At 62.8% G+C, this 1366-nt stretch carries 1 protein-coding gene and 1 pseudogene; both read left to right on the top strand.

The annotated features are described in order from the left end of the window. Positions 1–94 precede the first annotated feature (94 nt). Positions 95–438 (top strand): annotated as a pseudogene (locus ABZV38_RS40450) (SsgA family sporulation/cell division regulator). Positions 439–897: 459 nt separating this feature from the next. Then, positions 898–1242, top strand: a complete 345-nt coding sequence (locus ABZV38_RS40455; protein ID WP_356333969.1) for a hypothetical protein — start codon at positions 898–900, stop codon at positions 1240–1242. Positions 1243–1366: the final 124 nt, after the last annotated feature.

The raw sequence follows: 1366 nt of genomic DNA on the forward strand, positions 1-1366 counted from the left end.
TAGTGACACGCCACTTCGGCGTGCCCACAGGCATATCCGCAGGTCAACCTACATATTCGTGCCCTAGTCGGCACCGCCAACTGTGGAACTCAGGATGAGGCTGCAGTACGAGCCCAGCGATCCCCATGTTGTCCGCGCCGCATTCGACGTTGCTGGCAGCGACGAGACGGTTGAAAGGATCATCGGGCGAGATCTGCTGGCCGATGGTCTGGGGGCCCCGCCGGCGAGGGGGATATATGTGTATGGCCCGTCGAGGAGCGTGACGTCAGCGACTTGTACTTCCTTCCCAATCCGCCAGATGGCACGGCCTTGCTCACAGCCCCGGCGCGGGAAATCAAGGCTCTCCTGCAGGAAACGGAGGCAGTGGTGCCCAGGGGGGCCGAGTCCGGGCACATCAACTTGGACGCTTTGCTGGCGCACCTCATCGCCGAAGGATGAAGGAACCCAGCTGCTCCGCACCGAGAGGCTGGGCCACTCAAGGGCCCCGCGTCACCGAGTTCTGTTAGCGTGCGCACCCTGGGGCTGGCACACTGAAATTGTGCTTTCGCTTATGGCCGCTGCAGTTCAGGATGCGTTCCCATCGATTCCTGGCGCTGGCTTCGTGTCGGTTTGCGCGTTGATCTTTACCGTCGCATCCTTCTGGTGGATCAACGCCAGGCAAGGGCACCTGAAGTCCTGGGAGCCTCATTCCTTTGCCGCGATTGTCCACCGCTCCATGGCTCGCCTGCGGCTCCGCTCGTCCTTCACAACACCGGTGCCAAGCCGATAGTCGTGCAGGATCTCAGGTTGTCCTTCCCTGATGAGCCCGCCTCCCATCTGCCACTCCTGTGGATGTCTTCACCGTCCCGTCTCCAACCCGGGCCGGAGGACGAGCCGAAGTTGCCAGCCGGATTCGCCGTGGCCGGCAGGGAAGCGCAACAACTCCTCATCGAGTTCGAGGCGCCGTTTTCCGGATTCGTTCCGGAGCCCCGCGATTACAAGGTCCAGCTCCAGGCGAGGGTCGGCCACCGCAAGGGGTGGCGCACCCTTCTGACGTTCACCTTGAGGGCCGCCAACATCAGCGATCCCGACCGGTACACCGTCTACAGCAACGCGACTCTTGAACTGACGAAAGAGGACAAGCAGAGGGCAGACGCCGCGCTCCTGGAGCTGCTGGACGAGCAAGAGGACCTCTCTGCTCCGGGCGAGGGGAAGCAGCGGGACTCTTCGGATGACGATGGCAACACCGGCACGAATCTCTAGCCTCGCGCTTTCGCGAGTGTGAGTGTCCTAAGCCCGGCTTCCACAGTTCGGCGGGGTTTCGGTGGGTCAGGTCGGGGATCGATGCTGGTCAGCGCGTTGCGGCTAGCGGCACGGGCTGAAAATG

This window comes from Streptomyces sp. NPDC005181 (assembly GCF_040608395.1).
Lineage (GTDB): Bacteria > Actinomycetota > Actinomycetes > Streptomycetales > Streptomycetaceae > Streptomyces.